General features: G+C 70.9%; 6 protein-coding genes. 2 read left to right on the forward strand and 4 right to left on the reverse strand.

The genetic code is table 11. From position 1 onward, the window contains the following. Nucleotides 1-113 precede the first annotated feature (113 nt). Complete coding sequence (locus HV826_RS31355; RefSeq protein ID WP_217917531.1) at nt 114-458, forward strand: VOC family protein; 345 nt, start codon at nt 114-116, stop codon at nt 456-458. Nucleotides 459-540: 82 nt separating this feature from the next. Here the strand turns inward: HV826_RS31355 and HV826_RS31360 are convergent, their stop codons facing one another. The 3 genes from HV826_RS31360 to HV826_RS31370 all read right to left on the reverse strand — a co-directional run bounded on the left by HV826_RS31360 (nt 541) and on the right by HV826_RS31370 (nt 4,780). Next, complete coding sequence (locus HV826_RS31360) at nt 541-729, reverse strand: hypothetical protein (protein ID WP_176420735.1); 189 nt, start codon at nt 727-729, stop codon at nt 541-543. Nucleotides 730-864: 135 nt separating this feature from the next. After that, nucleotides 865-3,615 carry a pitrilysin family protein gene (locus HV826_RS31365; RefSeq protein ID WP_176420736.1) on the reverse strand — a complete coding sequence of 917 codons (2,751 nt, stop codon included), beginning with the start codon at nt 3,613-3,615 and terminating at the stop codon, nt 865-867. A 250-nt stretch (nt 3,616-3,865) separates the two neighbouring features. Then, nucleotides 3,866-4,780 carry a spermidine synthase gene (locus tag HV826_RS31370; RefSeq protein WP_176420737.1) on the reverse strand — a complete coding sequence of 305 codons (915 nt, stop codon included), beginning with the start codon at nt 4,778-4,780 and terminating at the stop codon, nt 3,866-3,868. A 92-nt stretch (nt 4,781-4,872) separates the two neighbouring features. Here HV826_RS31370 and HV826_RS31375 point away from each other — a divergent pair, with 92 nt between their 5' ends. Further along, nucleotides 4,873-6,993 (forward strand): ATP-binding domain-containing protein, encoded by a 2,121-nt coding sequence (locus HV826_RS31375; RefSeq protein WP_176420738.1) that lies wholly within the window; start codon nt 4,873-4,875, stop codon nt 6,991-6,993. Here the strand turns inward: HV826_RS31375 and HV826_RS31380 are convergent. Further along, nucleotides 6,962-8,683 carry a PAS domain-containing sensor histidine kinase gene (locus HV826_RS31380; protein ID WP_306465617.1) on the reverse strand — a complete coding sequence of 574 codons (1,722 nt, stop codon included), beginning with the start codon at nt 8,681-8,683 and terminating at the stop codon, nt 6,962-6,964. The two genes, HV826_RS31375 and HV826_RS31380, sit on opposite strands and share 32 nt — an antisense overlap. Nucleotides 8,684-8,799 lie beyond the last annotated feature (116 nt).

Here is an 8,799-nt window from a genome sequence, read left to right on the forward strand (position 1 = left end):
AATGAAGCCCTGACCGAAGTCCAAGCCCGCCGGGTCGCCGAGCGCACAGCCGACGCAATCAACATCACCCGCTCGGACTCCGGCGCTGCCTGGAGGAGGTCGTCGTGAAGGTCATGCGAATTGTCGCCAACGTGGGCGTGTCGGCGCCAGCCGCCGCCAGCCGCTTCTATCGGGACGTCCTCGGGCTCGACGTTTTGATGGATATGGGTTGGATTACCACCTACGGGTCGAGCGAAACGATGACTGTGCAGGTCAGCTTCATGTCGCAAGGGGGCTCAGGCGCGCCAGTGCCAGACCTGTCCATCGAGGTCGACGACCTCGATGCGGCCATCGCCCGGGTGAAGAAGGCGGGAATTCCAATCGAGTATGGACCGGCTGACGAGCCTTGGGGCGTGCGCAGGTTCTTCGTGCGCGACCCCTTCGGACGGCTGGTGAACCTGCTCGCTCACACCCCCTGAGCGCCACCGTGCCGCCAGAAGGGCGCGAAGCCCTGTACCGACCTCGTCCACGGGCAGGTCAGCCCTCCCGGCGGCCCGGGGTTCAGCCCTCTGCCTGCCCCGGCGTGTGGTCCGGGTCCGGGTAGGGGTGAGCACGGTGCGGCGCGTCCTCGTCGTCGCCCTCCGCGCTCCCCGGCGTGTGGCCCGGCTCTTCCTCCATGTAGCGACCCTGTCGCTCCCGCGCGTCGTCTGGCGGCTCGGACAGCGGCCGCGGTGCTTCCACATCTGGCATGACGATGTCCTCCTCTTGGAGAACATAGTCAGTCGCCAGTCCCTGGCGGCCTCAAGACAAGCAGCCAGGGGCACGGAGGTGGACGCCACAGCCCCTGCCCCGGTGGGGCGGCCAGCAGGCAGGGGCTGGGGTGGGCTACGGCTGGGACATGGCCTGGATGGCGGACCGCGCCTGGCCTTCGTCGGCGGTGATGGAGACGACGAGCCGCTGATAGCAGCCTTCGAACTCCTTCCGCAGGGACTCGGCCGTCACCGCCTGGAGCAGCGCGGGTCGGCCCGTCACCGTGTCCGGCTCGAAGCCACGGACGCGCGCGGTCAGCAGCGCGTTCACCCAGGCCTCCGAGCTGATGAAGGAGACCGCCTGCGCCGCCAGCATGCCTCTGCGGGCCCGCTCCAGCGAGGGCTCGGGCACTTCCTTCGCGAAGGACGCGAGAATCTGGCGGACGGTGCTGAGGCCTTCACCCATTCGCTGCGCATCCACCGCGCCCTCCAGCACCAGGTGGGCCGCGCCGCCGCGCCCCAGCCAGGGCCGCGCGAAGAACCCGTACGTCGCGCCCCGGCGCGAGCGCATCTCCCCCGAGGCGTGGCCGTGAATCAGCTCCGCCATCAGGGCGTAGCGCGCCTCTGCCTCGGGCGTGGCCGTGGGCAGCCGGCAGGCCAGCTGCACCTGGGCCTGGCTCGCGCCGGGGCGCGGCGTGAGCAGGGCCTTCGCGTTCGCCGAGGCGGCAGGCAGCGCAGGCGCGGGCGGCGTGGCGACGGGCTTCGCCTTCCCCCGGCTCCAGCCGCCGAGGTACTTGCGCGCCAGCCCCTCCACTTCCTTCACGTCGAACTCGCCTGCGATGACGACCACCGTGTTGGCCGGGCGGTACACGTCCTTCAGCCACGCCTCGGCTTCCGTCCAGGACACCTGGGCCAGCTCCTCCCCGGTGACCTCGCGCGCATAGGGATGCGTACCGTACAGCGCCTTCTGGAGGTGACGCTCGGCCAGGAGCTCCGGATTCGAGTCCACCGCCCGGCGCCAGGGCAGCACCTGCTCGCGGTAGTAGCGCACCACGTCCTCGGAGGTCCGCGTGGAGTCGAGCTGCTCGGCCAGCATCGCCAGCATGTTGCCGACGTTGCCCGCCGTGCCGGAGATGCCGACGCGCAGGTGGTCGCGCTGGAACGATGAGGTCGAATGCAGACCCCAGTCACTGGGGCGCCCCTCGAACCAGGACTCCCGGAAGGCGCCCCAGTTGGCCAGGTCCGCCACGCCCGGCTTCTCGCCGTAGGACGAACCACCGCGCAGCGCCGCGCCGATGCGGACCACCGGGAGGCCCGGCCGCGGAGCGAGCAGCACCTCCATGCCATTGTCCAGCTTGAGCACCTGCACGGGCGAATCGAGCGCCGCCGTCATGGACGGCGTCACCTGCTCGGCGGGCGAAGCCCAAGGCTCCTCGTCCGCGGACAGCGTGGCGGCCACCGTCGCCGCGCCGGGCACCTCACCGGGACGGACGACAATCATTCGCACCCGGTCCCGCTGCAGCCACTGGTAGGAGAAGTCCGTCACCTTGCCGCCGACGAGCCCCATCAGCGCCACCTGCGAGCGGGTGTAGGAGCGAACGTCCTGCGTGAAGTGGGTGAGCAGCGCCCGGCGCTCGGTGCGGGACATAAGGTCCTCCGACTCAAGCACCATGCCCGTCACCACCTTCCGGCGCATCGCCTGGAAGTCGAACTCGCGGCCCAGCACGGAGCCGGGCTGAATCTCCTGCACCCACGCGTTCTGCACCTGGTCCAACACCTTCCCCGCCGAGCGCGCCGGGTCGTCACCCCGGCTGAGCCGCACCCGCACCACCAGCAGCGAGGCGCGCGTCCCCGGAATCAGGTTGGTGGAGATGTCCGCGATGTCGGCGTCATTGCGCACCGCGCCCCAGAGGTTCTGGCTGAAGCTGGCGCGAACGAAGTCCTGGACCGCGCTGGCCTCGTCGAAGCCGCGCGGCAGCACCCAGGACAGGTACACCTCCGGCGTGGGCACGGAGGCAGTGAAGACGGGCACCGACTTCTGGGCGGGCGTGGTGGCCGGGGCCGCGGGCTGCGCGGGCAGCCGGGCCTCCAGCGCCAGGGGCGCGCCCGTGCCCACCCAGGCCTCGGGCAGGTTGGCGCGGAGCGTGGCCTCCACGGCCGCCAGATCCACGTCACCGGCGATGACCAGCGTGACGTTGTCGGGGCGGTAGTGCGCCCGGGCGAAGCGCTGCGCGTCGGACAGGCTGAGCGCGGACAACGACTCGTGCGTCCCCGCGAGCGGGCGCGCGTAGGCGTGGCCACCAGGGAAGGCCGCGGCGTTCATCCAACTGAAGACCTGCCCCACGTAGCCCGTCTCGTTGCGCTGGCGGAGCTCATTGCGGACCACCTCGCGCTCCACCGCGAAGACCTCTGGGCTCACGCCCGCGAGCGGCGCTGACAGGCGCTGCCCCTCCATCTTCAGGAGCGTGGGCAGGGCCTCCTTGGGCCCCAGCGTCTCGTAGGACGTGTAGTCCAGGCTGGTGGAGGCGTTGTAGGAGCCCGCGCCCGACGCCTCCAGGCGCCGCCACACCGAGGGCCCACCCGCGTGACGGGAACGGAAGGCCAGGTGCTCCACGACGTGCGCCAGGCCCTCCTTGCCACCCGGGTCACTGGAGCCCCCTGCTCCCACCACCGCGACCACCGCCACCACGGGGGAGCGGGCATCCTGCTCCACCACCACGCGGAGCCCCGAGGGGAAGCGGAAGTCGCGCAGCGGGAAGGCCACGTCGCGCATGACGATCTGCCCACGCTGCGGCAGCGTGGCGCACGCGCTCAGCAGCAGCGCCAGGGCAATGACGGCGGCACGGGGCCGCCAGGCGGAGGGGAGGGAAACACGCTGGGGCAACATCCAGACAGACTCCAAGGACGAACCCGGGAGCAGCACGCAGGGACACGCCCCACCGCCTCCCCCGAGCGGAAGTGATTCCTGACAGCGACGAGGCGAAGGCAATGCGCGAACCGCGCGGGCCCTGGACTCAAGGCCAGACGGACGGAGTGCTCATACCATCCACGAGAAGACAGGCCAAGGGCCGGGACTCACAGGCGCGTTCGCGAAGTCCAGACACCTCCGCAATCCTGGCCCACAAAGACCCGGAGGCTCAGCGGACCTGCGCTGGCGTATTCACAGACGCGGGCTTCGGCAGGTCCGCGTCCTTCAGGAGCTTGCCTCGCGGCTGGCGCTCCGTCGCGTCCGTGTAGCCCCGGTCCACCAGCCCGCTCAAATCGAACGGCACGCCCCGGGTGCGCTCCAGCTTCTCCGCGCGCGCCTCCAGCGTCCTGGCGGCCACCTTCGCCTCGTACCCCACGCCCACCAGGATGCGGTTCGAGCTCTGCGGCACGATGAACTCATACAGTTGCGTGAAGGCCACCTGCCACGTATGCACCATGGCGTCGTAGTGACGGTTGGGCGGAAAGGCCCACACGTTGCCCACCACCGCGCCCTGGGGGCTCAGCTTCGCCCGCACGGCCTTCAGGAACTCCTGCGTGGCCAGGTGCTCGGGGATGCTGTCCGGGCCATAGGCATCCAGGAAGATGAGGTCATACGCGGGCCGCTCGGCTTCAATGAAGCGCCGGCCGTCTCCCACGTGCGCGCGCAGGAGTGAATCCTCCCGGAAGCCGAAGTAGCGCCTGGCCACCGCCACCACGTCCGGGTCGATGTCCACCACGTCGATGTGCGCCCGCGGCACCACCTTGCGCAGGAACATGGGCATGGCCCCACCGCCCAGGCCCACGATGAGGATGCGCTTGGGCGCGGGCACGTAGGCCAACCCCACCATGGAGACCTGCGTGTACGGCAGCACCAGGTCCAGCGGCTTGCCCCGCTGGACCACGCTCTGCAACGCGCCCGAGGCATCGAAGCCCAGATAACGGCGCCCCTCCTCGTCCTCCGTCACCGAGATGAGGGTGTAGGGCGATTGCTTCTCGTACAGGACCTTGCGGGACGCGGAGGCCGTACACGCCAGGACCACCAGCCCCACCAGCAGCAGCCGCTGGCTCACACCGCGCATGTCCATCCCTCTCTGGTACAGAATACCAAAAAGACAGCATTTCTCTCAGGAAAAACAACCGGTTGACGCACACGGTGCCGAGGTTCACCTTGCCGCGCATGAGCCACGTCGAGGCGTCGCTGCCGGACCATGCCCGCGCCATCATCGCCGAGGAAGAGGCCTTGCTGGCCCGTGTTCAGTCCACGCTGGAAGCCGCGCGGCGCAAGTCCGCGCGCGGACAGGACGCTCAAGGACTTGTCGCCCAGTTGCAGGTGCTGCGGGACGAGGCCTCCACCGCGGCCGTGGCGGACCTGCCACACCTCTTCGCGCAGATGAACCAGATGCGCTCCCTCATGGAGCGCCAGGAGGGCGTGAAGCTTCCGGACCCACAGGCCCCCTACTTCGCGCACCTGCGCCTCAATGGCGAAGGCGGCCCGCGCGACTATTTGCTGGGCCGCACCACCTTCGCGGACGTGGGCGCCGGGGTGCGAGTCATTGACTGGCGCTTCGCGCCCGTGGCCCGGGTCTTCTATTGCTACGAGGAAGGCGACGACTACGAGGAGTATTTCGGTGAGCGGCTCGCCGAGGGCTCCGTGGAGACGCGCCGGCTGGTCATCATCGAGCGCGGCGTGCTGACGCGCATCATCTCCGGCGCGCTGGTGCTGGAGCGCTCCGCTGACGGCGCGTGGCGCGGCGTGAGCCGCGACTTCTCCACGCTCCAGTCGGGCGGCGCGGGGACGGCGGCGCGGCCGGAGTTCCTGGGCACCGGCAAGGGCGCGCGGCGCCTGGAGGATGCCTTTGGCGTCACCGCCATGCTGGACGCCGAGCAGTACGAGGCCGTCAGCACCGGCCCCGACCGACCGCTGCTGGTGCTGGGCAGCGCGGGCAGCGGAAAGACGACGGTGGCGCTGCACCGGCTGGCGAAGCTGGCCTTCGACGACCCGCGGACGTTCCCCCAGGCCCGCATGAAGCTCATCGTCCCGGAAGAGGGGCTGGCGCGGCTGTCCCGCCGGCTGCTGGCGCCGCTGGGCCTGGGCAACGTGGCCGTGCAGACGCGGGATGCCTGGCTGCTGGCCACCGCGCGCTCCGCCTTCAACGTGCCCGGCATCAAGCTGTGGAATGACACGCCGCCGCTGGTGTCCCGCCTCAAGCGCCACCCCACCCTGCGGCGCGCGCTGGCCGCCCGCGTGGGCGTGCCAAAGACAGACGCGGGCACCACCCTGGAGCGGCTGCGCACGCGGATGGCGGACGCGTACATGGACCGGCGCTTCCTGGAGAGCGTCGTCACGGCCGCCAAGGGCGAGCTTCCTCGCACCGCCATTGACGAGACGCTGGAGCACACGCGCCTCCAGCTCGCCACGCCGCTGTCCAAGGCGCTCAAGGACATCACCGACGCGGAGCGGCTCATCACCGTGGACGGGCGCTCCATCGAGGATGACACCCCGGACGCCATGGCCGGCACGGTGGACCTGGACGACCTGGCCGTCCTGATGTTCCTCAAGGCCCAGCACACCTCGCTGGGCCTGGAGCGGCTGGCGCACGTGGTGCTGGACGAGGCCGAGGACTTCTCCCTCTTCGAGCTCTTCGCCGTCCGCCAGCTGCTGGGCAAGGGCAAGAGCTGCACGCTCGCGGGCGACGAGATGCAGCAGACGGACGCGGGCTTCGCGGGCTGGCCCGCCGTCCTCAACGAGCTCGACATCCGCGACGCCGCCACCTGCCGGCTCCAGGTCTCCTACCGGTGTCCCCGGCCCGTGGTGGAGCTGGCGCGACAGGTGCTGGGCGCGCAGGCCCCGGAGGCCACCGCCACCGGCCGCGCGGGCGCGCCCGTGGGCTTCCACCACTTCCCGGATGAGGCCCAGGCCCAGCTCTTCATCGGCGAGGCGCTCAGGGACCTCGTCGCCCGCGAGCCCCACGCCTCCGTGGGCGTCATCGCCAGCAGCCCGGAGTCCGCGCAGGCCATCTACCGCGTCGTCGCCGACCAGCCCTGGGCGCGGCTGGTGAGCGACGGCGAGTTCACCTTCGAGCCCGGCGTGGACGTCACCGACGTGGGCAGCGTGAAGGGCCTGGAGTTCGACTACGTCATCCTCCCGGACGCGACGGCGCGGGCCTATCCGGTGGACGACGAGTCACGCCGCCGCCTGCACGTGGCGGTGACGCGCACGTCCCATCAGCTCTGGGTGGTGTCCTCCGGCGTGCGCTCGCACCTCGTCACCCCGGCTGGCGCGGCAGCTCCACGGTGAACGTGGAGCCCTGGCCGGGCACGCTCTCCACGACGATGCGGCCCTCCATGGCGTCCACGATCTGCTTCACAATCCAGAGCCCCAGCCCCAGTCCGCCGTAGTGCCGCTCGCTGGCCAGCCGCTCGAAGCGCTGGAAGAGCCGCGCGCGCCCCTCCGGCGGAATGCCCACGCCCTGGTCCTTCACCGACAGCCAGGCGCGTGACACATCCGCCCCCACCCGCACTTCAATGGGGCGGCCCCGGCCGTACTTGATGGCGTTGGAGAGCAGGTTCTGCAGCACCTGCTCCAGCCGCAGCCTGTCCCAATGGCCGGTGGCGGCGCTCCCCGCGTCCAGCCTCAGCGCGCAGCCCGCGCGCGCCAGGTCCTCGGTGAAGCGGGGCACCACCTCGAGGGTGAGCGCGGCCAGGTCCAGGTCCTCGCGCTCCAGCCGCAGCCGCCCCGCGGTGATGCGGGACACGTCCAGCAGCTCGCGCACCAGGCTGGACAGGCGGGAGACCTGCCGCTGCACCGCCACCACCTTCGTGGAGAGCGCCTCCAGTGACGTGGCGCCGCTGCTGGCGCGCGGCTCCATGTCGCGCCGCAGCGCCTGGATGTTGAGCATGAGCGAGGTCAGCGGCGTGTTGAGCTCGTGAGACGCCACGGACAGGAACGAGTCCCGGGCGCGCACGGCCTCCTGCGCCTCCGTATAGAGCCGGCCGTTGTCCAGCGAGGTGGCGGCGCGGCGGGCCAGGTCCTCCGCCAGCCGCACGTCCGCCTCCGTGTACCTGCGCCGGGACTCCGAGGTGAGCAGCGTGAGCGCCCCCAGCACCCGGCCCCGGCTGACGAACGGGACGATGATGTACGCGCTGATGCCCAGCGCCTCCACGGCCTGCTGGTACGCCGCGTCGCCCCCTTGAGCGGCGGCGAGCATGGCGGGAAAGTCCGGGGTGAACTCGGTGACGCCGGTGCGCAGCACCTTGCCGATACCCGCCGCGTCCTCCAGGCGGATGGGATAGCGCTCCTGGAAGTCCTGCGCGGACGCCGCCAGCGCCTGCCTGGAGAAGGCCACGGCGGCGCGGCGCACCTGCCCGTCCGGCATGGGGAGGTCCACCGCGCAGGCGTCCGCCAGGATGGGAACGGCGAGGTGGGCCATGCGCTGCAGGATGAGGTCGTGCTCCAGGGACGACGCCAACACCTCGCTGGCCTGGGCCAGGAAGGCGGCGTGCCGCTGCGCCCGGCGCATCTCGTCGTAGAGGGCCCGGAGCGTCGCCTCCTGCTTCTTCTCCGCGGTGATGTCCCGCGAGAACAGGTAGACGCGCTCATGGACCCGAAACAGCCGCTTCACGAACCAGCGGTCCTGGGGCGCGGTGTGACATTCGAACTCCGCGGCTTCGCCCGTCCGGGCCACCTGGCGGAAGCGCTCCTGGAAGGAAGGCTCCGTCCACTCCGGGTGCAGCGCCCAGAGGCTCCGGCCGAGCAGCTCCTGACGCGGCTGCCCCAGGTGCCGCTCCAGGGAGGGATTCACATGGACACAGCGCGCGTCCAGCGAGCAGACGACGACCGCTTCCGGCATCTGGTCCAGCAGGGCGGTATCCAGCCCCGTGGCGTCCGACCCACCGTGGCTGGCGCCACCAGGGTCCTGTCCGGTCGAGAGTGCGTCCACGCGGTTGGTGTGAGAACGGGCCAAGGCGATGTACCAGCCGCTTAACATCTCCGCCGCGCCCACCCCACTGTCACGCGCCGGAAATCTGCACGGCAGCCAACATTCTCGCCGCCCGGGGGCAACGCCCTTCCCCACCCCCACCCCGCGGAGACACTGTCCGGAGG

Source organism: Myxococcus sp. AM010, from assembly GCF_013372585.1.
GTDB classification, from domain to species: domain Bacteria; phylum Myxococcota; class Myxococcia; order Myxococcales; family Myxococcaceae; genus Myxococcus; species Myxococcus vastator.